21 protein-coding genes and 1 pseudogene are annotated in these 24071 nt (G+C 70.0%); 7 read left to right on the plus strand and 15 right to left on the minus strand.

The genetic code is table 11. The features are described 5' to 3' along the window. Positions 1-33: 33 nt before the first annotated feature. The 3 genes from STRTU_RS06275 to STRTU_RS06285 all read left to right on the plus strand — a co-directional run bounded on the left by STRTU_RS06275 (position 34) and on the right by STRTU_RS06285 (position 3054). Positions 34-1260 (plus strand): CaiB/BaiF CoA transferase family protein, encoded by a 1227-nt coding sequence (locus tag STRTU_RS06275; RefSeq protein ID WP_159742624.1) that lies wholly within the window; start codon positions 34-36, stop codon positions 1258-1260. A gap of 5 nt (positions 1261-1265) precedes the next feature. Beyond that, positions 1266-2054 (plus strand): enoyl-CoA hydratase/isomerase family protein, encoded by a 789-nt coding sequence (locus tag STRTU_RS06280; RefSeq protein ID WP_246240156.1) that lies wholly within the window; start codon positions 1266-1268, stop codon positions 2052-2054. 397 nt (positions 2055-2451) lie between these two features. Then, a complete protein-coding gene (locus STRTU_RS06285) occupies positions 2452-3054 on the plus strand; it encodes a DedA family protein (protein ID WP_159742626.1) in 603 nt (200 codons plus the stop codon). A 22-nt stretch (positions 3055-3076) separates the two neighbouring features. On the opposite strand, the gene STRTU_RS06290 is transcribed toward STRTU_RS06285, so the two are convergent. The 7 genes from STRTU_RS06290 to STRTU_RS06325 all read right to left on the minus strand — a co-directional run bounded on the left by STRTU_RS06290 (position 3077) and on the right by STRTU_RS06325 (position 11281). Next, positions 3077-3262: a hypothetical protein gene (locus STRTU_RS06290; protein WP_167539103.1), complete on the minus strand. Its 186-nt coding sequence runs from the start codon at positions 3260-3262 to the stop codon at positions 3077-3079. A gap of 316 nt (positions 3263-3578) precedes the next feature. After that, positions 3579-5474, minus strand: coding sequence for an acyltransferase family protein (locus tag STRTU_RS06300; protein ID WP_159742627.1), 1896 nt, complete (start codon positions 5472-5474; stop codon positions 3579-3581). Positions 5475-5481: 7 nt separating this feature from the next. Further along, complete coding sequence (locus STRTU_RS06305; RefSeq protein ID WP_159742628.1) at positions 5482-6435, minus strand: LCP family protein; 954 nt, start codon at positions 6433-6435, stop codon at positions 5482-5484. 201 nt (positions 6436-6636) lie between these two features. Beyond that, complete coding sequence (locus tag STRTU_RS06310; protein ID WP_159742629.1) at positions 6637-7851, minus strand: sensor histidine kinase; 1215 nt, start codon at positions 7849-7851, stop codon at positions 6637-6639. An 8-nt stretch (positions 7852-7859) separates the two neighbouring features. Further along, positions 7860-8498 carry a two-component system response regulator CseB gene (gene cseB, locus STRTU_RS06315; protein WP_371873667.1) on the minus strand — a complete coding sequence of 213 codons (639 nt, stop codon included), beginning with the start codon at positions 8496-8498 and terminating at the stop codon, positions 7860-7862. A gap of 50 nt (positions 8499-8548) precedes the next feature. Beyond that, positions 8549-8962 carry a hypothetical protein gene (locus STRTU_RS06320; protein WP_159742631.1) on the minus strand — a complete coding sequence of 138 codons (414 nt, stop codon included), beginning with the start codon at positions 8960-8962 and terminating at the stop codon, positions 8549-8551. An 882-nt stretch (positions 8963-9844) separates the two neighbouring features. After that, positions 9845-11281, minus strand: coding sequence for an FAD-dependent monooxygenase (locus tag STRTU_RS06325; protein WP_159742632.1), 1437 nt, complete (start codon positions 11279-11281; stop codon positions 9845-9847). 115 nt (positions 11282-11396) lie between these two features. Between STRTU_RS06325 and STRTU_RS06330 the strand changes: the two genes are divergently transcribed. Together STRTU_RS06330 and STRTU_RS06335 are read left to right on the plus strand one after the other, a co-directional pair. Continuing rightward, positions 11397-12362, plus strand: a complete 966-nt coding sequence (locus tag STRTU_RS06330) for an Lrp/AsnC family transcriptional regulator (protein ID WP_159742633.1) — start codon at positions 11397-11399, stop codon at positions 12360-12362. A gap of 272 nt (positions 12363-12634) precedes the next feature. Next, positions 12635-12778, plus strand: a pseudogene (locus STRTU_RS06335) (IS5 family transposase); the annotation flags it as partial. Positions 12779-12995: 217 nt separating this feature from the next. Here the strand turns inward: STRTU_RS06335 and STRTU_RS06340 are convergent. The 6 genes from STRTU_RS06340 to STRTU_RS06365 form a co-directional block, all read right to left on the minus strand. Then, positions 12996-13745, minus strand: a complete 750-nt coding sequence (locus tag STRTU_RS06340; protein ID WP_159742634.1) for a hypothetical protein — start codon at positions 13743-13745, stop codon at positions 12996-12998. 49 nt (positions 13746-13794) lie between these two features. Next, entirely contained in the window at positions 13795-14508 is a 714-nt protein-coding gene (locus STRTU_RS06345) for an SDR family NAD(P)-dependent oxidoreductase (protein WP_174878817.1), read from the minus strand. A 34-nt stretch (positions 14509-14542) separates the two neighbouring features. Further along, positions 14543-15328, minus strand: a complete 786-nt coding sequence (locus tag STRTU_RS06350) for an SDR family NAD(P)-dependent oxidoreductase (protein ID WP_159742636.1) — start codon at positions 15326-15328, stop codon at positions 14543-14545. A 77-nt stretch (positions 15329-15405) separates the two neighbouring features. Next, positions 15406-16746 carry an MFS transporter gene (locus tag STRTU_RS06355; protein ID WP_159742637.1) on the minus strand — a complete coding sequence of 447 codons (1341 nt, stop codon included), beginning with the start codon at positions 16744-16746 and terminating at the stop codon, positions 15406-15408. A gap of 169 nt (positions 16747-16915) precedes the next feature. After that, positions 16916-17794 carry a polysaccharide deacetylase family protein gene (locus STRTU_RS06360; protein WP_159742638.1) on the minus strand — a complete coding sequence of 293 codons (879 nt, stop codon included), beginning with the start codon at positions 17792-17794 and terminating at the stop codon, positions 16916-16918. Between the two features lie 2 nt (positions 17795-17796). Next, positions 17797-18897, minus strand: coding sequence for an asparaginase (locus STRTU_RS06365; RefSeq protein WP_159742639.1), 1101 nt, complete (start codon positions 18895-18897; stop codon positions 17797-17799). Positions 18898-19098: 201 nt separating this feature from the next. Here STRTU_RS06365 and STRTU_RS06370 point away from each other — a divergent pair, with 201 nt between their 5' ends. Continuing rightward, positions 19099-20139, plus strand: a complete 1041-nt coding sequence (locus STRTU_RS06370; RefSeq protein WP_159742640.1) for a LacI family DNA-binding transcriptional regulator — start codon at positions 19099-19101, stop codon at positions 20137-20139. Between the two features lie 144 nt (positions 20140-20283). Here the strand turns inward: STRTU_RS06370 and STRTU_RS06375 are convergent, their stop codons facing one another. Beyond that, on the minus strand, positions 20284-21012 hold the full coding sequence (locus STRTU_RS06375) for a S1 family peptidase (protein ID WP_308789364.1): 729 nt from the start codon (positions 21010-21012) through the stop codon (positions 20284-20286). Between the two features lie 464 nt (positions 21013-21476). Between STRTU_RS06375 and STRTU_RS06380 the strand changes: the two genes are divergently transcribed. After that, positions 21477-22160, plus strand: a complete 684-nt coding sequence (locus STRTU_RS06380) for an HdeD family acid-resistance protein (RefSeq protein WP_159742642.1) — start codon at positions 21477-21479, stop codon at positions 22158-22160. Positions 22161-22530: 370 nt separating this feature from the next. On the opposite strand, the gene STRTU_RS06385 is transcribed toward STRTU_RS06380, so the two are convergent. Beyond that, complete coding sequence (locus STRTU_RS06385) at positions 22531-23976, minus strand: oxygenase MpaB family protein (RefSeq protein ID WP_159742643.1); 1446 nt, start codon at positions 23974-23976, stop codon at positions 22531-22533. Between the last annotated feature and the right edge of the window lie 95 nt (positions 23977-24071).

A 24071-nucleotide genomic window follows, 5' to 3' on the forward strand; every position in this document is an offset into this window, starting at 1 on the left:
CGAAACCCACTGGAACAGAGGCGTGACACCGCGATGCGCACCACACCACACCCCCAGCCCTGGCTCGTTCACGACGGAGCCCTCACCGGTCTGAAGGTCCTCGATCTGTCCCGCATCCTGTCCGGGCCGTTCTGCACCATGGTGCTGGCCGACCTGGGAGCTGATGTGATCAAGGTCGAGGACACCGTCTCCGGCGATGACACCCGCGCCTGGGGTCCCCCCTTCCAGGGCGAGGACGCGGCGTACTTCCACAGCGTCAACCGCAACAAGCGCGGCATCGCGGTCGACCTCAAGGACCCCGACTGCCTGCGCCTGATACAGGAACTGGCCGCCACCGCCGATGTGATCGTGGAGAACTTCCGGCCCGGTACCGCAGCCCGTCTCGGGCTGGGCTACCGGGACGTCCGCGACCGCAATCCCGCCGTGGTGTACACCTCGATCAGCGGGTACGGGCAGACCGGGCCGTACCGGAACGAGCCGGGCTACGACGCGATCGCGCAGGCGGTCAGCGGCGTCATGAGCGTGACCGGCGAACCCACCGGGCCGCCGGTGCGCTTCGGGGTCTCGCCGGCCGATCTGGCAGCCGGAATGTGGGCCGCCATCGGCGTCCTCGCCGCCCTCCGCAACCGCGAGCACACCGGCACCGGCGAGTGGGTCGATGTCTCGCTGCTGGACGGCCAGGTGGCCTGGCTGAGTTATGTCGCCGGCGGTTACTTCGCCTCCGGGAAAGTTCCGCAGCGCTACGGGTCGGCCCATCCGACGATCGTGCCCTACCAGGCGTTTCCCACTGCCGACGGCCACCTCATGGTCGCCGCCGGAAACGACGGGATGTGGCGCCGCTTCGCCACCGCGATCGGGCTCGCCGGGCTCGCCGACGACCCGCGGTTCGCGACCAACTCCGACCGGGTCCGCCACCGTGCGGAGCTGCTCCCGCTGATCGAGCGCGCGCTGAGTGCCCGCGGAGCCAAGGAGTGGGCCGTGCTCCTGACCGAGGCGGAGATACCGGTCGGCCCGATCAACACCGTCGAGGAGGCGCTGCGGCACCCCCAGGTCGTCGCGCGCGGCATGGTCGCCGAACTTGAGCACACCGGCGCGGGCACCCTGCGCACCATCGCCTCGCCCATCAAGCTGTCCGACCACCCGGCGACCGTGCGCACCCCGCCGCCCCGGCACGGGGAGCACACCGCGCCCGTGCTGACCGCCATGGGGGTCGATCCGCGGCAGTTGGCCGAACTGCGGGCGCGAAAGGCCGCAAAGTGACCGCCGTGCCCGCCCCCGACGTCACCATCGCGACGTTCCGGTCCGGCGCGGCCGCCGAGATCCGGATCGGTGACGGCCGCCGGCGTAACGCCCTCCCGGGCGAAGCTTGGACGCGGCTGGCCCGCCAGGTCAGGGAACTCGGTGCCTGCCGGTCACTGCGGGTACTGGTGATCCGTGGTCACGGCGACACGTTCTGCGCCGGCTCCGACATGACCGACTGGGTGGATGCGGACTCCGCATACGTCGAGGAGTCCTTTGCGCACATGGAAGAGGCGTTCTCCGCGATCGAGAACTGCCCCGTCCCGGTGGTCGCCGAGATCCGCGGGGTCGCCGCCGGTGCGGGATGCCAGCTCGCCCTCGCCTGCGACCTGCGGCTGATGGCGGATTCCGCCCGGATCGGAATGCCGATCGCCCGGCTCGGCATCCTCGCCAGCCCCGCGTTCGCCGCACGCATGGTCGCCCTGACCGGACCGTCCGTGGCACGGGAGTTGCTCTACACCGGCCGGTTGGTCGACGCCCGCACGGCGGTGGAGCTCGGACTGGCCGACCACCAGGTGCCCGAGGCGCAGCTCACCGATCGCACCGGCCGGCTCACCGCTGCGGTCGCCGCGCAGCCGCCGGCCGCGATCCATGCCGCCAAGCTGGCGGTCGGCGCCGTGCTGGCACCACAGCGGCAGTCCACCGCCGTCAATCCCCGGCCGGCGGTGGCGCGGTCGCACTTCGGGCAGGCGATCGCCGCGTTCCTCGGCCGGCAGTCGGCGGCAGTCCCACCGGAGCCGCCCCTCACGCCCTGAGCAGGGAGGACGTGCGGCGGGTGCGAGGCGATGGCCTCACACCCGTCGCATGCCCTGTGCTCCGCACCCTCAACGGCTGACATCCGGGCGGTCCGGCCTGGCCCGCCCGGCTGTCCGCTCAGACACCCTCTATCGGCAGCGGCTGGAGCTTCACCCTCCAAGGCGGCGGCCGGAGGGTGGGTCAAGGCCGGTGTGCTCTCGTCCTCGCGGATGCTCTGGGCGGCGATGAAGCCGGCGGAATGAGACAGCAGCAGCTCGTACGACCTGAGTCCTGGACTCATCTCGTCCCATGGCATGACCGTTTCTCTCCCCTCGCCGAGATCAACTGGAGGTGCCTCAGCGGGCAGTGAAACGAGGGGTCAGGAGGCCACAGCACGTGTCATGGTTTACGCAGGCGATGGAAGCTTTGAAGGATCTTCCACCACCGGCGGTACTGGGAGCAGCGGCGGCGTTCAGTGCGGCCGAATCCGGCCTGGGCATCGGCGTGGCTGTGCCGGGGGAAACCGCAGTGCTGATAGCGGGCGCGGCGGTGGACGGCAAGGCGATGCTGGCTGGGTTGTTCGTGGTTGTCGCCCTCGCTGCTAGCTGCGGTGATCACGTCGGGTATGTGCTGGGCCGACGCTACGGTGACCGGCTGCGTTCCGTCGCGCTGCTGCGTCGAATCGAGGACCGTCAGTGGGACAGGGCCGTGGCCGCGCTGCACCGGCACGGGGCATGGGCAGTCTTTCTCACCCGTCTGCTGCCCGTGATCCGAACGCTGACCCCGGCGGCGGCCGGAGTCGCCAAGGTGCGCTATTCCCGCTTTCTTCCCGCTTCTCTAGCGGGAGCCGCGACCTGGTCGGCCCTGTACGTCTTCGGTGGGGCGGCGGCGGGCGCATCAGCCGAGAAGCTGACAGACAGCTTCGGTGCCGTCGGCTGGGCCGTGGTCGGAGGGCTGGTGACCGTGGCCCTCGTGGCCTGGGTGGTCCTGCGCCGGTACCGGACTCGGCAGAGAGGCTGACAACGGGGCGGCGGGCGGACGATCAGCAGGCCGCCTGCCAGGCGAGTACCAGTTCGGCGCTCGGCTTGCGGCTGGTCGGCCGACGTGCGGAGCGGTCCGAGCCCAATGCAGCGATCGCACGATGGACCTCGGCGTAGTCCTCGCGTCGGCCGGGGTAGCGCTGGACCTGCTGCCCCTGGTGGGCTCCCGCCCAGGACACCACCACCACGGAGCCCCCGGCCGGGAAGTGAGCCGATCCGGGTGATCACGGGGAGCGAGGCCGTCGGCGACGTGCGGCACGCCAGGGTTCGGAAGCGGACCAGGTCGATGCTGCGCCGGTGCTCCCTTACGGCGTGCGCGTCGTAGCGGGTCCAGTCGCCGGCCACACAGATCAGCCGTGGTGCGCTCCACAGGACCTGGGAGGCGGCGCTGGACCCGAGCCGGTCGCGGGCCAGGTGCCGGGACTCGGCCTTGTGGTCCATCAGTCACGACAGGTGGAAGAGCCCCTGATTGATCACGCCCGGCCTGACATCACACCATCAAGTTCAGCGGCGCCCGGCCGGGAGGGTGGCCAGGGCTGAGGCGATCGTTTCGGCGTAGATCTTGGCGCCGGCAGGGCCAGGGTGGACGCCGTCGTCGGCGAGCAGGTCGTCGTGACCAGTGATGGCCTTGTCCCAGTCTGCGACGGCGACGTGGTGGTGGCGCGCCGCGACGCTTTTGATGGCCTGGTTCACCGAGTCCTGCCATGGAGCGGGTGCATGGCTGGTGACCAGGACGATCCGTTTGCCGGGGCCGATGGCGCCGATGGCAGCCTGGAGGTCGGACTCCCCGCCGGTGCCGTTGCTGCCGAGGTCGATGATCACCGTGTCGCCCAATGCGCCTCGCTGCTTGAGAACGTTGACCTCCTTGGAGGCGACGGACAGCTGACGGCTGACCTTGGCGTCGATATGGATGCCGGGGAACTTTGATTTCAGGGCGGGCGCGGCGGCGACCATGACCGAGTCGCCGATCGCGGAGACTTTCCCGGCAGGCACCGCTGGCTGGGTCGGAGAAGCGGAGTTCTTCGGCGTCCGCTCGGGCGGTGCCGAGGGCTGGGCGGGCGGAGCGGAGTTCAGCGACCGCTGCCCGGCCTCGATCTGGGCGGAGGCGCTGCCGGCTCCGTCGGGCGTCGTCGCCAGCCCGCAGCTCGCGACCAGGACGACCGTCGTGACGCAGCCGACGGCGGCCCTGGCCCCTAGCACGGTTCCCCTCGTGCGGGTCGCCCCCGAGGTGAGGGCGAGGCGCAGTGTGCGGGCGGTCGCACGAAAGCCGGAGCGGCGGATGGGCTGTTCCAGCCAGCGGTACGAGAGCGCGGCCAGGCCGACGGAGGTGACGGCGGCCGTGATCGCGTTCAGTGGCGCGTCGGCGGGAGTCATGCGGTCGGGAGTAGCTATCGAGATGAGGGGGAGGTGCCACAGGTAGATGCCATAGCTGCGCTTACCGATCCACCGCAGCGGAGGCGTGCCGAGCAGGGTCGCCAGCGGTCCGAGGGGCTGTGCGGAGGCGAGCACCGCGGCACCGGTCGCGAGGGCGGCGAGGGCGAAGCCGCCAGGGTACAGGCTGTCGTCTTTCTCGGAGAGGGTATAGGCGAGCACGGCGAGCACGACCAGCCCCGCGGCTCCGGCGATGTCCGCAGGACGCATGGTCCGCGTCGGCCCGGTCCGGTTCGGCAGGAGACCGGTGGAGGGGCGCAGCAGGGCGAGGGCGGCGCCGGTCAGCATGGGGAAGATATGGGTGTCGGTGCCGAAGTAGACGCGGGAAGGATCCACACCGGGCTCGTACAGCAGGGCCATCGCGGTCATCGAGGCGACGGCAGAGGCGAGAAGGAGGGCCGCCCGTATGCTCCGTCGGGGCACGAAGCGCAGGAGGGCGAGCAGCACCGGCGGCCAGAGCAGGTAGAACTGCTCCTCGACACTGAGCGTCCACAGATGCTGGAAGAGTGGCGGCGGTCCGAAGCTCGCGAAGTACGAGGCGTCGGTGGCTATTTGCCACCAGTTGTTGGTGAACGTTGCGCCGGAGAGCAGACTGTCGGCGGCCGAGGCCAGCCGGTCCGGGCGGAAGACGGTGGCAGCGGCCGTCGCTGTCAGCAGGACGGCAGCCAGCGCAGGCAGCAGGCGGCGAGCCCGGCGCAGCCAGAAGCCACGCAGATCGATGCGGCCGCGCCTCCGCCGCTCGGCGAGCAGCAGATCGGTGATCAGATAGCCGCTGAGGCCGAAGAAGACGTCGACACCGAGGAAGCCACCGGGCAGCCATTCGGGGTTGACGTGGTAGATCACGACGGCGGTCACGGCCAGGGCGCGCAGTCCGTCGAGGCCGGGGGCGTACGGGCGCAGTACGGGCGGGGCGTCCGACAGCTGGAGTGAGGGCAGCCGAAGGGTCAGTGTCTGCGGGGAGTCGGTCATGGTCCTCTCACTTCTCCTTCGCGGGCGGCGCGGTGTCGTCGCGTACGGCCTGCCACAGGGCGTCCGCTTCGGGCTGCTTGACGGAGACCCGGTTGGGGTCTTGCGGGTAGGGGCCGACGGGCAGCGTCCGGAAGTTGATGTCAGAGGGCTTCAGCCCGGACAGACTGCGAGCGAGACCAAGCAGGTCCTGTGCCGAGTCGAGCCCCTTGTCGGTGGTGATCGCGCTGGTCGCGGCATCGGCGGCCTTGTAGAGCTTCACCGGGTCGGTGAGGAGGGCTGAGCTTCTCAACTCCCCGACGAGCGCGGCCATGAACTTTTGCTGCAGTGCGATCCGCCCGAGGTCGCTGCCGTCGCCGTAGCCGTGCCGCGTGCGGACCAGCCCCAGCGCCTGCTCGCCGTTCAGATGGTGGGTGCCCGCGTCCAGATCCAGGTGGCTGGACTTGTCGTGGATGGCTTTGTCGGTGGTGATCTTCACGCCGCCGATTGCGGTCACCAGCTTTTTGAAGCCGGTGAAGTCGACGTCGATGACGTGGTCGATACGTACCTTGCTGAGCCGCTCGACTGTTTTGACCGCACAGGGCAGTCCGCCCGCTTCATAGGCGGTGTTGAACATCGTCGGGCCTGCGGCCTGCGAGGTGCCGCCGCCCGGTAGCGGGCAGGCGGGCCGTTCCACCATGGTGTCGCGCGGGATGCTGACGACCACGGCGTTCGTACGACCTTCACCAAGGTGCACGAGCATCGCCGTGTCGGAGCGGGCGCTGCCCCCGTCCTGGCCGTATTCCTGGTTCTTCCCGGTCCGCGAATCGGAGCCGAGGAGCAGGATGTTGAGGGCCCCGGCGACCGTATGGGCCGGGCGGTCGGCGCCGAGCGTGGCGTCCACGTCGGTCGACGCGTGATTGCCGTCGAGTTTGGCGACGAGCAGGCAGCCGACGACACCGACCGCGGTGAGACCGGCGGTCATCGTCCATGCTGCGATGCGTATGCCGCGGCGGGGAGCCTTGGGCCGCCGTCTGGTCCGTATGCAGGAAGGGTCCATGGGGAGAGCACTCTTATGAGTCGGTGCGCGCGTGATTCGCGAGGGCTCCGCCATGGTGGATACGGAAGATCTTCGACCCGCTGCGAGGGGATCTCTCCCCCCGCTCGGCTCGGTATCCGCTGTGTATCAGTCGTGTATCGGCAGTCGAAGCGCCGCCACCGCGCCGCCGTCCGGCGCATTGCTGAAGGTCAAGACGGCGTCGATGACGTGGGCCTGCCCCAGTGCGATGGTCAGGCCGAGACCGTGACCGCGGCCGCGCTCCCGAGCGCCGGTGCGGAATCGCTGCGGCCCGTCCGCCAACAGGGCTTCGGGAAAACCCGGGCCGTGGTCGCGCACGGTGACCACGGTCCCGTCAACCGTCACCGTGACCGGTGGCCGCCCATGACGATGCGCGTTGACCACCAGATTGGCCACGATGCGGTCCAGCCGCCGCGGGTCCGTATCGACCTCGGCATCACCTACGACCAGCACTTCGGCAGCCAGCCCGGTGCGCCGTACACACTCCTCGACCAACTCCCCGAGCGGGCAGGGCACAAGATCCGCCCGCTCGGCACCGGCATCCAGCCGGGAGATCTCCAGCAGGTCCTCAACCAGCGTGCGCAGCACCTGCACCCGGTCCTGCACATAGCCGGCGGCCTGCCCTGGTGGCAGCAGTTCGGCCGAGGTGACCAGGCCCGTCAGCGGGGTGCGCAGTTCGTGTGCGACGTCGGCGGTGAACCGTTGCTCGCTGCACAGCCGTTGCTGCAACGCCGCTGCCATGGAGTCGACGGCGGCGGAGATCTCGGCGATCTCGTCTTCTGAGCGCCGGGCCGCGTGGATACGGGCGTCCAGGTCACCGCCCGCGATCCGCCGGGCCGTGGCAGCGGCATACCGCAGCCGACGCCCCAGCCGGTTCGCGCTGAGCGCCCCCACCGGCACAACGACGGCGACGACCAGCAGCCCGGCCAGGGCCATACTGGTGTCGAGCGCCGCGAGGTTGCGCATGTCCCCACTCATGCCGATGTGCACGGACAGCACCTGCCCACCGACCTGACGCGCAGCCCACACCCCCGGCCCGTCCGGCCCGTCACCGGAGTCGGTGCCCTGGCGGCCGTGTCGCGCCAACTCCCTCAGTTCATGGGGCACTTGAGGCGAATCGAGGTGCGCGCCGGCCGTGGGCTTCCCGGTCTGGGCGTAGACGCTCACCGCCACGTTCAGCCGCTGTTGTGCGACTTCGCGGGCCTGGTCGAAATACCGGTCATATGAGGCCTGATGGACCAGAACTCCGATCGACACAGCCACGGCACAGGCCGAGGCCGCCACCAGCGCCGCGATCTTCCAGCGCAGGGATTGCCAGCGCATGTGCACGGTCAGCTCCGCAGCTTGTAGCCGAAGCCGCGGACCGTCTCGATCCGCTCGGCGCCGATCTTCGCGCGCAGCCGCTGCACATGCATGTCGACCACGCGTCTGTCGCCCTCCCACGCGTAGTCCCATACGGTGCGCAACAACGTCCGCCGCTCCAGCACGACCCCGGGGTTCGCGGCGAATGCGAGCAGCAGCCGCAGTTCCGTCGGGGTCAATGCGACGGGTTGCCCTGCACGCCGCACTTCCAAGGACCGGGGATTGATGTCCACGTCGCCGAAGGCGAGAACGCCATCAGGCTCTGGCTGCGGCTGCTCGGCGGCCACTGCCTGCGGTCGGAAGCTCGCCCGGCGCAGCAAGGAGCGGATCCGTGCGACGAGCACCGCACTGTCGACGGGCTTGGTGACATAGTCATCGGCCCCCGCCTCCAGCCCCGACACCACGGTCACGGAATCGCCGCGGGCGGACATCATCAAGATGGGGACCAGACTCAGCTCGCGGATGCGGCGGCACAGCCCGATGCCGTCCAGCTCCGGCAGCATCACATCGAGCAGCAGCAGGTCCGGCTGCTTCTCACGGAACAGGTCCAAGCCGGTGAAGCCGTCCCCGGCGACGGAAACGGTGTAGCCGTAGCGTTCGAGGGCCATCCGGACCGTGTTGCGGATCACCTCGTCGTCCTCGACGAGGAGCAGATGGGTCACGGGTTCCTCACAGGGGGTGGGGAATCAAGCCGAACGGGCGCCAGCTGCTCGCCGTTCCAGCGGTATCGAGTGGTCTTGTGGGAGTCACCGCTCTCCTCGACGACAAGATCGTGGCCGACGGTTCCCACACGGACCTTTTCTCCGCTGTAGTCCAGCACGCTCCGGACAGAATCCCCCGAGGCCACATAGCCCGCCAGCGTGGTGTACCCGTTGAACTCGAAGTTCAGGAGGAGGATCGTGCGGCCATCGCCGGTCAGGTCGGGGTAGGCAGGCGAGTGCAGTCGGCAGTCCGGTTTGCGGCAGTGCTGTACCCAGTAGCGGAGCGCATGGGGGAGGTCGGGGTCCGCCGCGAGCAATTTCGCAGGCGATACCTCCTTCAGCCCGCCCGGGGGAACGGTGAAGTGCGGCACGGGTGGACCGGCGCCATCCAGATAATCGTTCGGCTTGCCTGAACGGGGCAGGGGCGTATAGCTCGGCCACAGCGGCGAAGGAATCGCCCGTACGGACACGGAGGGGGCCGGTCCGGCGTCTCGCAAACCCTCTGAGGAGGTACAGCCTGCCAGCAGAGTGCCCGTGGCAGCCGCGCCGAGCAGCGTACGTATGTATCTGCCTGATCGTCGCGGGTCACCTGCGAAGGGCCTCATGTTCCACCCTTTAGGGAATAGACAGCAGCGCCGCCGAGTGTAGTAAGTCGTCCCCCATTCGCCGGCTGGGGGTGTCAAGCACTGTAAATGCCCACAATCCCGGCTCCGCCCCTCCCCCACCGCCGATAAAGGGGCGGTTCGTGCAACCACCTGTACTGGGCCATCTTCCCCAACGGCACCTGGGGCGCGTTCACCCGGATCCCGGCCATCGAAGACGCCGCATCCGTCGCCGTGACACCGACGTCGACGGCAAGTTCCACCGTGTGCACGGACGCACCGACCGGCCGATCCGTGCCTCCGCGCGTACGGCGCGCACGACCGGTCGGCGACCGTGCGGGCGCTGGGGCGCTCGACGGTTCCTCGCCTCTCACGCCGTATCACACGGCCCCTATGAGCGGGGTCTTGGCTGCAGCTGTCTGACCAGGTGGAAGACCTCCCCGGCGCCGTAGCGGCACCCGCACTGCCACTACGGCGAGGACACCGGGATTCGCGCGGAATTCGCGCGCCCCCGCGACACCGGCGACCTCATCGACGCTTCCGACTGGCTCTCGAAGGATCCGCTGCCGGAACACAGGTCCACGTGGAACGTGGACGGCTGGGAGATTCCCGGCGAACGTGGTAGCGGCGAGGGTGATGTTGAACGTCGGCTCAGCCGGGCTCGCCGAACCAGCGGTCGAGGGCCGGTTCCAGGTCATCCGCGCCGGCCCAGCACACGTAGCCGTCCGGCCGGATGAGCATCGGCTCGGCGTCGGCGCCCTGGCCCGCCCGGTCCACCCGGTCCGACCAGGGGCCGGCAACCCTGGCGAACGTGTCGGCCGGATCCAGCAGGATGCCGTGCCCGGATCGCAGCAGTTCGTGCACCCGGGCGGGGCCGAGGTCCAGGTCCGGTGCGGGCCGGCCGACGAGTGGATGGGTTTCGGTGCCCGGCATCGGATAGCGGATGGCCATCCCGGACATCAGGTCGGCGAGATGGTGCTGGACGTCCGGGAGTTGGGCCATGCCCGTGAAGATCTCCCGGGCAGCCAGCACGTCCGGATCGCGGGTGCCGGCCCAGTCCATCAGCAGGCTCTGTGCCCGGACGTTGCGCAGGACGGCGGCCCCGGCAGGATGCCGTTCCGCGTGGTACGTGTCGAGCAGGTTCTTTGGTGCCCAGCCGTGCACGGCGGCGCCGAGCTTCCAACCGAGGTTGAGCGCGTCCTGCATCCCGGTATTCATGCCCTGTGCGCCGAGCGGAAGGTGGACATGGGCGGCATCGCCCGCCAGGAACACCCGCCCGTGCCGGTACTGCTCGACCTGTCGTGACGCGTTGGTGATGCGGCGGGCGTAGCGCAGTTCGAGGAGGTGCACCCGCGTTCCGAACACGGTGCTCAGGCCGTGACGGATGTCGTTCTCGGTGACCGGGGTCTCCCTCGGCAGTGACTGGCCCGGCCCGCCGAGGACCAGGCGGCGCAGTTGCCTGCCTTGCGGATCGGTGCCGAGCGGGAACAGTGCCGCCCAGTGCCCGTCCTCGGTCCAGGTGTGCGACGTGGACGGATCGACGCCGCTGAGCCGCACGTCGGCGGCGGTGATCGTCGCCGTACCCGGCTGACCGGGGAACCCGGCCCGCAGCAGGGTCCGCACGGTGCTGTGGGCTCCGTCGGCGGCGACGAGGTAACGGGAGCGGAGGGTGGCGCCGTTGGCGAAGGTCGCGGTGACCCCGTCGTCGTGCTGGGCGATGCCGACCAGTTCGTGGTCCCGCCGGGCGTGCAGGCCGTGCGCGGCGAGATGCTGCTCGAAGAATCCCTCGATCACCACCTGTGGCACGGACCGCCAGGGCAGACGGTGCCGGTTGGAGTGGAGCGGGAGTGGGATACCGGCGAAGTGGCCAGTGGTGACGGGGTGATCTCCGGTGGCCAGCAAAGGCTTCAGCAGCCCTCGTTGGTCGAGCGCCTCCAGTGTGCGGGACTGCACGCCGCCTGCCTTGGACAGGTCGCTGCGCTGCGACAGCTTGTCGACCAGCACGGTCGACACCCCCGCCATCAGCAGCTCGTTGGCCAGGGTCATTCCGGTCGGGCCGGCGCCGACGATGAGTACATCGGTGTCCATGGACTCTCCTGTGGCTGTGTCGATCAGGACAGGAGCAACGCTCCGTCGGCCGAGCCGCCCGAGCCAGGAACCGGCTCGATTGCGCTGATATCTGACACCGTCTAGCCTCAGCCCGGTGGAATCCGACTACGACGAGCTGGATCGTCGGCTCGTGCACGCCCTGCAGATCGACGGCCGTGCCCCGTTCAGCACCATCGCCGAGGTTCTCGGCGTGTCGGATCGCACCATCGCCCGCCGGTACGCCCGGTTGCGGTCGGCCGGGGCGGTACGGGTGCTGGGCGGGGTCGCCCCCACAGCACCGGGGACCATCCTGTGGTTCCTGCGGGTGCGATGTGCGCCCGCCGCGTCGCTCCCGGTCGCCGAGGCACTGGCCAGACGCCCCGACACGTCCTGGGTGAGCCTCAGCTCCGGCGGCACCGAGATCACCTGCGTGGTCCGTACCGAGAGCGAGGCGGACAGCGAGGCACTGCTGCTGGCCAAACTCCCCCGCACCCCGCGTGTGGAGGGCGTGACCGCGCACTGCTTGCTGCACGCCTTCTACGGCGGCCCGGACAACGTGGTCGGAAAGCTCGGGTCGCTGGACGAGGAGGCGATCGAGCGACTGCGCCCGGCTCCGATGCCGCATCGACGAGGACCGGTGCGGCTCGACGACGGTGACCGCAAGCTTCTCGCCCTGCTCGCCACCGACGGCCGGGCCGGGTTCGAGCAGTTGGCCGCGGCGACCGGCTGGTCGCCGACGACGGTCCGGCGCCGGATGACGGAGCTGCGCGAACACGGCCTGCTCTATCTCGACATCGACGTCGACTGGCGCATGTTCGGCGTGAACTCCCGAACCCTGCTCTGGCTCTCGGTCGCCCCCGCACACCTGGAGGAGACCGGACAGACGCTGGCCGGGCACCCGGAGGTCGCGTTCGCCGCCGCAACGACCGGCCCGACCAACCTGTACGCGAGCGTGGTGTGCACGAACCCACGGGAGCTGTACCGGTACCTGACCACCCGGGTCGCCGCACTCCGAGCCGTCACACACCTCGAAACGGCACCAGTGATCAGGACCGTCAAGCAGGCGGCGAACCAGACATAGCGACCGCCCCGCCCCCTGCTGTTCGGATCGCGCAAAGCACGCTGCTTGTCACCAGGTCGGCGCGCTACCGGTCACCAGCTGCGTGCGAAGCACGGTGGGTGTCACCGGCTCCGGCGCTATACCGGCCGCCTGGCCGCAAACTGCCGGTCGTCATCGGCCCAGGAGGGTTCGCAGCACGGTCAGTTCGGCGTAGCCGTCGTGCTCGTTCTTCGTCGTCATCAGCCGAGGAGGGTTCGCAACTCCGGCTGCAGGACGTCTCGCCACCCACAGGACCGACGGCCGGTGTGATCGACTCGCAGTCGGTCAAGGCGGACGCCGTCGTCGGCGCCGACAGTCGTGGCCTCGACGGCGGCAAACTCGTCAACGGTCACAAGCGGCACGTCGTGGTCGACACGCTCGGCCTGCTGCTGGGCGTGACCGCAGCGGCAGGCCACCGCCGTCAATCCCCGGCCGGCGGTGGCAGTGGCCCCCATTGGTTCTCAAGCTCAGAGCGCGGGTTCGATTCCCGTCACCCGCTCCATAGTTGAGGCCCACGTCGGAGACCTGGGCCTTCTTCGTTGTCCTGGTGGTTTCCCATCCACGAAGAGATCGAGGCAGTGATCCGGTCTCAGCAGTGGCGGCCGCCGGACTGCCTCAGATCGCACGGAGAATTGCGTCTGATGGACGGCAACCATCCAAGCCACCGCCCAAGAAGGCTGGGCGCGCGCACGATTGGGGCAAGCGAAGGAGACGGACCGCCCGGACCACGTAGCCCGCACGGATCTCCAGGTCCAGGCGGGTGGTCCCGTCCAGCGGGCAGGTCGCCGCGAAGGGGTCGGCGTCGAAGGCCCCGGACTGGCGGGCCCACTCCGCCCAGACGACGAGGTCGGAGGCCCGTTCGGGGGCATCGAAGCCCGGGACGGGACGGGGACTGCCGCCCCAGGGGGCCGTCACGCCCGAGATCCCCGCGAGGTAGTGGCGCAGCGAACCGGGCGGCTCGGCGAGAGCGCCGAGCGCGGCGAGAGCCTCGGCGTCGGTGCGTACAGTCCACCGATCCTCGGGGGCGGCCGCCTGGGCATCCGCCACGGCCCGTAGCCGCACGCCTCGCCGCCCGTCCGGGGCGGGTACGGAGAGGGCCCCCGAGCCACGCGCTACAGGGAGTTCGGGCAGGGCCGGGCCGGAGCCCCGACGTAGGGCGGCCACGAGTGCGGTGAGCGTGGGGCAGGCGGTCGCGGCCCCCGTAGGGCCCGTGACCAGCCAGCCACCGGGGCGGGCCGCCACCCGGAGGCCGGGACGGGCGGCGAGCGCGAGGGCCGCCGCCGCGAGGGCGGATCGGGCGCCCGGTCCGGCGTAGAGGGGCCGCGCCCAGTCCGCAGGGGTCCGGTCACCACAGGCGCCGCACATCAGAACACCATCCAGGGCCCACCGCCGCGCCGCGCCGCGAGTCCGCACATCACGGCATCACATCGCCCGAGTTCGGGCCGAGCGTCTGGCCGACGTAGAGGTTGCCGCCCGGGTCCGAGGCGAGCAGGACCGCCGTCGGGGCGATCTCCTCGGGGCGGCCGAACCGGCCGAGCGGCAGTTCCGCGCGCTTGGCCCGCTTCCAGTCCTCCGTGATGCCGTCGACCATCGGCGTCTCGATCGGCCCGGGTGCGATGGCGTTGGCCAGCACGCCGTGCGGGGACACCTCCAGGGCGAGCGACTTGGTCAGCCCGACCACCCCGGCCTTGGCCGCCGCGTAGTGGGCGAGCCCCTCGCCGCCCTTGATGCCCAGCTGGGAAGCGATGTTGATGATCCGCCCGGAGCCGCGCTCGATCATGCCCGGCAACACGGCCCGGCAGCACAGGAACACCCCGGTGAGATCCACCGCGATGGTCTGCGCCCACGTTGCCAAGTCCATCTCGGCGACAGGCGCCTGCGTCAGGATGCCCGCCGAATTGACCAGAATGTCGAGACGACCGCCGAGGAGATCCGTGGCCTCCGCTACCGCCGACGCCACCGACCCCTCGTCCGCGACGTCCATCCTCACCGTCCCGGACGCACCGGACGCGTCGCGGTCCGCGACCACCACCCGCGCGCCCTCCACCGCGTACATCGCGGCGATCGCCGCGCCGATCCCACTCGCGCCGCCGACGACCAGCGCGCCCTTGTCCTGAAGTACAGGCATCCGTGCAGGCATCCGTGCCGTTCCTCTCACACCCTCAGGCCGCCATACGGACCGTCAGCCCGCCATCCACGACGATCTCCTGACCAGTGAGGTACGAGGCCTCCGGTGAGGTCAGGAAGCGGATCACCGAGGCCACCTCCTCGGGCCGCCCCGCCCGCCCCAGCGGGATGCCGCTCCCGGCCCGCTCAAGTCCCTCCGGGCCGAGGGAGTTGACCGGGTCCAGTGACTGCGGGGTCACGATGTAGCCGGGGACGACCGTGTTGACGCGGATGGAGCGCGGCGCCAATTCGACCGCGAGGCTGCGGCACAGCCCGAGGACACCGGCCTTGGCGGCGCAGTAGTGCGCGTGCTCGCCCCAGCCGTAGACGCCGCCCGCGATGGAGGAGATGGCCACCATCGCGCCCGGCCGTCCGCCTGCCATTCGGGCCGCCGCCGAACGGAACGTACGCAGCACTCCGGTCAGGTCGACCTGCAGCAGATCATCCCAGGCCAGGTCGTCCAGCTCGGCCAGCTCCGCCCGGCGCAGCACCCCGGCGGCAGCCACCGCGATGTCGAGCCGCCCCCACTCGTCCAGGGCGCGCTGCGCGAACGCCTCGACCTGCTCCGTCGAGCGCACATCGACCTCGTGGACGACGCACTCGCCGCCGGCGGCCCGTACCGCCGCCGCCGTCCGTTCCGGGTCGTGCGGGTCGCCGGGGAATGTCCCCACCACCGTGCATACGCCGTGGGCGGCATACGCGACGGCGAGCGCCCGGCCGATCCCGCTGGCGGCCCCGGTGACGACCGCCACCTGCCCCGCCGACTGGCCCTGGGTGTCCATCCGCTGTTCCTCTCCTTGCTCTGAGTGGATCGTCCTGCGGTGACTGGCGTGAACGGGCGTGATGGGCCTGCCGCGCGTCAGCCCTTGAGCGTCTCCACCTTCCGGGCCGCGAACATCACGACCCCGGAAAGCACGGTGCCGACGGCTCCCACCAGCAGTGCGGCCTCGTTCCAGCCCACCCCCGACGAGAGCAGGGCGGTGACGATCAGGCCGGCCACGATCGCTCCCGGCTGGGAGAGGGCGTTGAGGAAGGCCGTCCCGGTCGCGCGGCAGCGGGTGTCGTAGCACTCCCCCATGTAGAAGAGGAGCGCGGCGTACGGCCCGACGAGGAAGAACATGCCGAGCGAGTACAGGGAAACGACCATGACGGTGCCCTGCGCGACGGTCAGGGTGAGGGCGAAGGAGATGCCGGAGAGGATCCATCCGATGCCGATGATGTTGCGGCGGCCGATGCGGTCGCCGAACCAGCCGTGGAAGACATAGCCGAGGTAGCCGACGGCGTTGACGACGATCAGCATCAGCAGCGAGTTGGTGAAGCTGACGTCCTTGCCCTCGGTGAGGACCGTGGTGCCCAGCACGCTGAAGACCTGGATGCCGAACCAGTTGATGATCCAGGCGAAACCCAGCACAAGGGTGTTGCGCAGCGCCGGGCCTTTGAAGATCGCGACGAGCGGTGCCGACTCCTCCACGGAAAGGCCGTACGAGCGGGCGAGTTCGGCGGCCGCGGCGGCCTTGCCCTCCTTGCGCAGCTCCCGCAGCTTCAGTTCCAGCTCGAACTGCGGGGATTCCTTGAGCCCACGGCGGGCCAGCGCGATCACCAGAGCGGGGAAGACGGCGATGGCGAAGCAGCCGCGCCAGCCGACGATGGGCAGGAAGACGGCGACGAAGGCGGCAGCCAGCAGCACGCCGAGCGGCCAGCCGCCCTGCACCAGGCTGTAGATCAGCCCACGACGCTTCTTGATCTTCTCGTCCTCGGTGACGGCGTAGATCTCATTGAGGTACGTCGCGTTGACGGCCTGCTCGGACAGGCCGAGGCCGCCGATCGAACGCACGCCGATGAGATAGCCCGCTCCCGGGGTGACGGCGCTCGCTGCGGAGGCCACGGCGGTGCCGGAGACGGTGAGGATCATGCCCTTGCGGCGGCCGATGCGGTCCACCACCGGACCGACACCGAGGGCGACGACGGCGGTACCCACGGAGATGAACGTCGATATCAGGGACGCCCGGGACTCGCTCCAGCCGAAGTGGGCGGACATCTCCGGCAGGAGAGTGCCGAACAGGATGTAGTCGTAGACGGCGAACATCCAGGCCAGGAAGGCGATGAAGGTGGCCTTGCGGGTGGCGCGGGCACCGACCCGTGGGAATTGTCTTTCGGGGGTCGCGTCACGGATCGCCGCGCCGCGGGAGTCAGCGGACATGGAACTGCCCTTCTCGGGAGGGGAGGGGAGGGGGCCGAGTGGGGTTCGGAGGGGAGAAACAGGTTCAGCGGGGTGGGCGGGGCCAGGGGAACGGCCCAGGAAGACCTACGGCCTCGGTGCGCGCGGAAGGATGCGGCTTCCGCGCGATGCCCGAGAGGGCGGCCGCACCTCAGGCGCGCGGGAAGCGGGCCAGGAAGTCGTCGGCGATCTCATCGAACGTGGACCAGCGCACACCCTCGTGGCCGCTGATGTATTCGATGATCCGCTCCAGCATCAGCAGGTTCTGCGGACGCCCGGAGACATCAGGGTGGATCGTCATGGTGAAGGCCGCGTAGTCCATCTCGCGGTAGAGCCAGTCGAACTGGTCGCGCCAGGTCTGCTCCAGGTCGCGCGGGCTGACGAAGCCGTGACTGTTGGCGCTGGCCTTGACGAACATCATCGGCGGCAGGTCGTCGAGGTACCAGTTGGCCGGGATCTCCACCAGGCCGGTCTCCTCGCCGCGCACCAGCGGCTTCATCCACTCCTCGGCCGGCTTCGCGTAGTCGATCTTCGTCCAGCTGTCGCCGACCCGGACGTAGTACGGGTGGAAGTCGTTGTGCATCAGGGAGTGGTCGTACTTGATACCGCGTTCCAGCAGCAGTTCGTTGGTGACCGGGGAGAACTCCCACCACGGGGCGACATACCCGGTCGGACGGCGGCCCGCGACCCGCTCGATGAGCTCAATGCTGCGGTCGAGGATCGCGCTCTCCTGCTCGCGCGTCATGGCGACGGGGTTCTCGTGGGAGTAGCCGTGCGCGCCGACCTCGTGCCTGGCGTCCACCACCATCCGGGTCTGGTCGGGGAAGGTCTCGATGGAGTGGCCGGGGATGAACCACGTGGTACGCATGTCGCGGCGCTCGAAGAGGCGCAGCAGCCGGGGCACCCCGACCTCTCCGGCGAACATGCCGCGCGAGATGTCGCACGGGGAGTCCTCGCCGCCGTAGCTGCCGAGCCAGCCGGCGACGGCGTCCACGTCCACACCGATCGCGACGCGAATGTCCTTGGCCATGATCAGTTCTTCCTTTCGCAGGGCTGAGCGGACATGACAGTCCGCGCGGGGTCGGTCGAGGCAGAGGTAGGCCGCGGGCCGTGATCGGTATCGGTATCGACTTCGGTGTCGGCAGCTCCGGCCTCGGCCATCCGGCGGAGCGCTGCTGCCACGCGTCGGGGATCGCGGTCGCGAGCCAGCAGGGCGAGGAGCAGTACCCGGGCCTGCGGTGAGCGCAGAGTGCCGACGGGCACCGCGCCGGCTTCGATGAGGTCCACGCCGCCCCCGCCGCCGTACAGCGCGGTGACGGGGCCTGCGTGCACCCGGGTGGACAGCGCCACGACCACGCCCTCCCCGGTCAGGCGGGCGATCGCGGCGCGCACGGCGGGGTTGGCGTTGCCCGCGCCGGTGGCCTCCAGCACCACGCCCCGGGCTCCGGCGGCCGCCACCGCGTCCAGCGCCGTGGCGTCCGTGCCCGGATAGCTGGCCACGATGTCCACCCGTACGCCGTCCAGGTCGAGCGCCTCCGGGCCGAGCGGGGCGGACCGCAGCAGCCGTGCGGCCATCCGCACCGAGCCGTTCCGCACCCGCCCGAGGGGGCCGCCGTCGGGGGCGGAGAAGGCCGCGGGCGCCAGGGTGTGGGTCTTGCGGGTGCCTCGGGCCGCGAACACCTGACCATCGAAGACGATCAGCACGCCGTGGCCGGCGGCCTCCGGGCAGGCCGCGAGGGTGATGGCGTCCGCGAGATTGCGCGGGCCGTCGGTGTCCCCGGCCGAGGCCGCGCGCTGGGCTCCGGTGAACACCACGGGCCGCCGGTCGTGGTGGACCAGGTCGGCCAGGAAGGCGGTCTCCTCCAGGGCGTCGGTGCCGTGGGTGACGACGACGCCGAGCACGTCGGGATCGGCCAGCGCCTCGTGCGCGCTCCGGACGATCTCCGCCATGTCTCCCGGGGTCAGCAGGTAGCTGCCGACGCGCAGTACGTCCACCCCTTCGACGGGGACCCTGAGGTCGCCGGGCAGCTGTGCGAGCAGCGCGTTCGCGTCGTCCGCAGCGATCGCCGCCCCCCGGGAATCGGGGCGGGAGGCGATGGTTCCACCGGTGGAGAGGACAACGACCCTGCGCACGGAGCGACCTCCAGGCCAACGAGAGCACACGAGAGCAAACGATTGGGCCAAACGTTTGGGTATCCTGCATCCGTGTACATGGCTCGGTCAATGCCCTGCTTGTTACGATCCTGCAAGCCGCACGGTCACCGAGTAGGGCGCCGGGCGCACAGCGTGACGACGACGCGCCGACGGCAGCGAGCAGTGGAGGCAGTACCGGCGATGGATCCAGGCCGCCCGCAAGTCACCCTGCAGATGCTGGCCGACCGGCTCGGACTGCATATCTCGACAGTCTCCCGCGCTCTGCACGCCAAGCCCGACGAGGGCCGCCGGGCCGCGTCCAGCGCCACCATCGCCCGTATCCGCAAGCTCGCCGACGAACTCGGCTACCGCCCCAACCCTCACGCGACCAGCCTGCGCACCCAGCGCAGCAACCTTGTCGGTGTGCTGGTGCCGCGACTGTCCGACCTGGTGCTCGCCACCATGTACGAGGGCATCGAGGAGGCGGCCTCCGAGGTGGGCCTGTCCACCTTCGTCACCAACACCCGCGACGTGCCCGAAGTCCAGCGGTCGCACACCGAGATGGTCCTCGCCCGCCGCGTCGACGGCATGATCTTCGGCGACGCCTACGTGGACGGTGGCTTCCTGGACGAGATCGCCGCCCGTGGCGTCCCGTTCATCCTGGTCAGCCGCCGCGCCGCCGGTCACACCTCGGTGACCTGCGACGACTACCTCGGCGGCCGTCTCGCCGCCGAGCACCTGCTCGGCCTCGGCCACCGCCACCTCGCGGTCATCGCGGGCGAACCGTACGCGAGCACCGGCATCGACCGGACCGCGGGCTTCGTCGACCGGTGCGCCGAGGAGGGCGTCACCGTCCCGGCCGAGCGCATCGTGCACTCGGCGTTCGACGCTCCGGGCGGGCGGCGGGCCACCGAGACGCTCCTGGCGAGCACGAACAGGCGCGGCGGACCGGCCCCGTCCGCCGTTTTCGCCGTCAACGACTTCGCCGCGATCGGCGCCATGGGCGCGCTCCGCGACCACGGCCGCAGGGTCGGCTCGGACGTCGCGGTCGTCGGCTTCAACGACACCTCGCTCGCCGCCGAACTGCCGGTACCGCTCACGAGTGTCCGCTCCCCCATGCACCAGATGGGCAGGCGCGGGCTCCAGCTGCTCAACCAGCTGATCGCCGGTCAGGCCGCTGAGTCCGAACGCCTCACCCCGGTCCTCACGGTCCGCGCCTCCAGCGACCCGGCGGCGGGGTGAAGCCCGCTACCCCCTTCCCCCGAGGCTCTTCGGCAGCCGGTCGACGGCTGGCGCGGAGGTCTCCGGGGCGGCCTTGGTGCACTGCACCTCGGCGACGCGCGTGAACTTGGCAGGCCAGGCAACGCGTCCGCGGACGACGCTTTCTCAGATCCCGGTGGTGTTCTTGATCCAGTCGCGGTTCATGACTCCGTTGCCGTCGGTGCTCCAGACGGTGGGACCACCCGCGAACCACGCGCGCGAGTTGCCCTCCGCGAAGACGGTGCCCCCGCTCACGACACCGATGAGCCTCAGACCGCCCTTGCCGTCCGAGCGGAGAACAGGTCCCCCTGAGCCGCCCACAAAAGCCGCTCCGCCGACGACAGATGCCGCCCCCGTCATGCCGTAGCTACCGTCGGGGCCGTACGAGGTGACCCGCTGCTCGGCGACCTCCAGCTCCCCACTGCCATAGCCCATGGCATACACAAGGTCGCCGCCCTTAGGCGACTGATCGGTACCAGCGGCCAGCGGAACGTACCCCTCACCGACAGCACCCCACATTCGCCCTCCGTCCAAGGGCGAGACAAGGCGAAGCAGCGCCATATCACCAGCCGGAGCCCTGTACTGCCGGTCCACCCGGACGCTTTCCCCGTCACCCCGATCCACACGGCACCCCGACACACCCCCAAGACCACGATGGACCGTCAGTACCCAGTTCGAGCCGATCAGTGCCCCCGACAACACGCAGCCACCATCTACTCCGATGCACACGACAGAACTCGGAACGGTCTTCGCACCGAGTCCGCCGCGGCGCGCATGCGCCGAATCGGTCGGAGCCGCCAGGACTGCGGAGGCTCTGGCCGCGGCCGACGTAGTTCTTCGTTCTGCGGGCATCATGGCCTATCCCTTTCAAGGCGCTTGGGCTCAGCGGGCTGGCGGAACTGACGGAATTTTTGCTAGAAGCTACCTCCCGAGAAGAACAAGCGCATCCACACATATGTGGAAACTTTTGGAAAACAAATCACCAGCTCTGGATCATCACCTGGGACGCACGCGCGGACCATGGACCATCGGGCCCCTGGACCATCGGGCCCCTGCCGGTTCCGGCCGCCTGGAGGGACTCGACGGAATTATCTGCGTCCGGGAAAGAGACAAGACACCCGCACAGCAGCACGCCGCTGGCCAACCCGCCTCTTCGCATCCTGACGCCCAAGAACCCAAGAACGCCCACACACCACGCAGGGCTGGAGTCTGTATGCACCGCGACCGATCTCCGTCTCCGCCGAGCGACGGGGAGCCGATCGAGTGACGATGGACGTGTACTGACGTGATCACGCTGCTCCCAGAAGGAGGCAGACGTCATGACATCCCCTTCCGGGTCTCCAGACCCCGCTCCCCCGCGCAGCACCGAGCCACAGGACACGCCCGTGGCCGAAGGCATGGCCTTCCTGGCGAACAAGGGCTGGCAGATCCTGCTCACCATGGGCCTGGCCACCACCGCCCTGGGCGTCATCGCCCTGGTCTGGCCGAGCGCAACGCTGCGGGTCCTCGGCGTGCTCTTCGGCGTCTATCTGCTGGCGACCGGCGTTTTCCAGCTGGCCGGCGCCTTCGGCACGCACGTGCCCCGGCATCTTCGGGTGTTGCATTTCCTCATAGGCGCGCTCTCCATCCTGCTGGGGTTGATCTGCTTCCGGGGCGCCATGGAGTCGATTCTGCTGCTCGCCCTGTGGATCGGCTTCAGCTGGCTGCTGCGCGGCACCATGGAGACGGCCGCGGCGGCCTCCGCCAAGGACATGCCGGCCCGAGGCTGGCACATGGCCTTCGGGATCATCAGCGCTCTGGCGGGCATCGTGCTGATCGTCTCGCCGTTCGCCTCGATCGCGGCACTCACCCTGGTGGTGGGCGTCATGGCCATCGTCCTGGGGCTGACCGAGGTGGTCCGGGCCATCATGATCCGCATCGAAGTCGGCCGTCTCGCTCCGGCCCCAGCCGCCAAGCGGCGCCCCCTGTTCCACCGTCCGCACCGTCCGCACCCCCAGCACTGATCACCGGAGCCGGATCGGCCGGCCGGCCACGGCGAACAGCGAAGAGCCGCCCCTCGGACCGGGCAGACGCCTCGGCCGATGCCGACGCCGCACGGCGCGGACGACCGCGAAGTTAATGCGCTGCGAAGGCGGAGCAACGATCGCTCCGGCGTCCGCCGCCCGCTCGGCACCATTCCCGGATCGCCGCCGTCCACCACGATCGCGGCTGATCCCGCATCTGCCCGTTCCGTCTGAAACCTGCTGCGCGGCTCGTCGCCGGCCAGGGCCGCGCTGTGTGCACCCATCTCGCAGCCGGGCGGCCGTCTCGGCGGGCGTCTCCGCCCTGGCAGCCAGCACTGTGTCTGCCCCGGCACTTCGCCCGCAGCGGCCGCTATGGGCGTCCGAGGAGTTGGCTGCCGGCCGTGTTGTCGGTGCGGGCGGTGAAGTAGTCGGTGAAGGCCTGGACGAATTCCTCTTCGGTGATGCGGCCGTCTCCATCGTGGTCGAGCTGGCGGAAGCCGTGGTTGAGTTCGGCGGGGTGGACCCGGGAGCCGCCGAAGATCGTGCGGTACTCATCGGCACACAGGTGTCCGCTGCCGTCGGTGTCCGCAGCGTGGAAGATCGCCCGCACCGCGACATGCAGCCCCTGCTTGAGGTAGGCCGGCCCGGCGTCGACCCCGGTGAGCATGGCGGTGACGAACTCCTCGCAGGTCACCTGTCCGTCGTCGTCAGCATCCATGCCGGTCCGCAGGTGCTGCCACCAGGTCTCGAAGGCGGCATAGACGCGGGCTTCGCGCTCCGGGGTGAGTTCGAGCGACCAGCACACGTTGTGCGCCATGGCCTGCAGATCGGCCGAGCTGATGCGGCCGTCGCCGGTCTGGTCGAGGACCTGGCGGAAGAAGGTCCGCAGACGCGCCGGGCGGGAATCGGCACCCTTGCGGCGGCGTGGTGCGGGAAGCCGGACAGGGCTTGCCTCCGGCGGGGAAGGACGGTCGGTGGAGGCGGTGGGAGGCTGCGAAGTCGCGGAGTTACCCGCCAGTGGGGTGCGGTAGCGGCGGTGCTCGGGCAGCGCATTCATCAGCACGCGCATGCCACGGTGCAGGATGAAGGACAGCAGGGCCGCGCGGCGGGTGCGGGGCAAGTTGAAGCGCTCGCGGAAGGCTTCCGGCAGGTCCGCGATGGTCAGCGCACCGATCACGTGGGCGGCCACCGTGCGCGCAAGCGGCCAGGCCGGCTTCAGGTGGCCGAGGCGGCGGGGTGCGGGTGCTTCACGGAGCATGTCGAAGAGCAGGTAGCGCACGGGTTCGCTGTATTCGAGGCGCTCACGGATCGTGCGGTCCATATACGCGGGCACGTCCGCGGCCGTGGCCGGGAGCAGGTCGTCGGAGAGGCCGAACTCGGCACACACCGCACGGAATTCCCCATACATCTGATCCAGTTCAGGCGGCGCCAGCGGGCGTCCGGACAGTTCCCGCATCGCCGTCATGCACTCGTACAGGGTGACCAGTACCCACACCCGCACCGCCGGGTCCAACGCTGTGAACGGCCTGCCCTGCTCGTCGGTCCCGGCCAGACGGCGGTGCGTGCGCTCCAGGCGGGCAACCTCACGGCGTAGCCCTTCACGGTCGGAGAAGAACAACCGCTTCCCGCTGTCCATGGTGTGCTCGATACGCCGCCACGGGTGCGCGCGGTAGGTGGAGAAGTTGGCCATGCCGGCGGCGACCGCCGGATCCGCGGTCTGCAGAACCAGCAGCCGCCACGCCACCAACCCGATCCGCCACTCCCCCAGCGTGCGGCGCAGCAGCGAATCAGGACCAGGAAGATCAGCGGTAGCCAAGGAGACGTCTCCTCAATCACGTGTACAGGAAGGATCAGGGGACGCCCGAAGAGCGATCATCCGGCTATCCGCCCAGCCCAACGGTCCTACCGGAA

The organism is Streptomyces tubercidicus, assembly GCF_027497495.1.
GTDB lineage: Bacteria > Actinomycetota > Actinomycetes > Streptomycetales > Streptomycetaceae > Streptomyces > Streptomyces tubercidicus.